Origin of the sequence: Streptomyces sp. SM1 (genome assembly GCF_002910825.1) — a bacterium.
Lineage (GTDB): Bacteria > Actinomycetota > Actinomycetes > Streptomycetales > Streptomycetaceae > Streptomyces > Streptomyces okerensis.
The window spans coordinates 1-373 of sequence record NZ_NEUB01000547.1 but is presented as its reverse complement, the minus strand read 5'-3'; the positions used below and the strand labels follow the sequence as shown (position 1 = coordinate 373).

At 74.3% G+C, this 373-nt stretch carries 1 pseudogene; it reads left to right on the top strand.

The features are described from left to right. Window positions 1–27: 27 nt before the first annotated feature. Window positions 28–373, top strand: a pseudogene (locus B9S61_RS13505) (BREX-2 system phosphatase PglZ); the annotation flags it as partial.

Below are 373 nucleotides of genomic sequence, written 5' to 3'. Positions count from 1 at the left end.
CTCGCCGCCGTGGCGATGCTGCCCACCGTGACGCGCGTCAGCCGCGCCTCCCTGCTCTGCGGCACCGCCGCCGACGGCGGACAGGACGTGGAACGCGCCGGATTCGCCACCTTCTGGAAGAAGCGCAGGCGCAGTTCGGTCCTCTTCCACAAGGGCGGCTACGAGGGCACGGCCGGACACCGGCTCGCGCCCGCGCTGCTGGAGGAGCTCGCCCACGAGGACCGGATCGTCGGGGTCGTCGTGAACACCATCGACGACGCCCTCGCCGACGGGCGGGAGAGCGGACGGGCCCGCTGGCGCACCGGGGACATCGCGAAACTGGCCGACCTCCTCGACGCGGCCCGCGGCAGCGGGCGGCCGGTCCTGCTCGTCT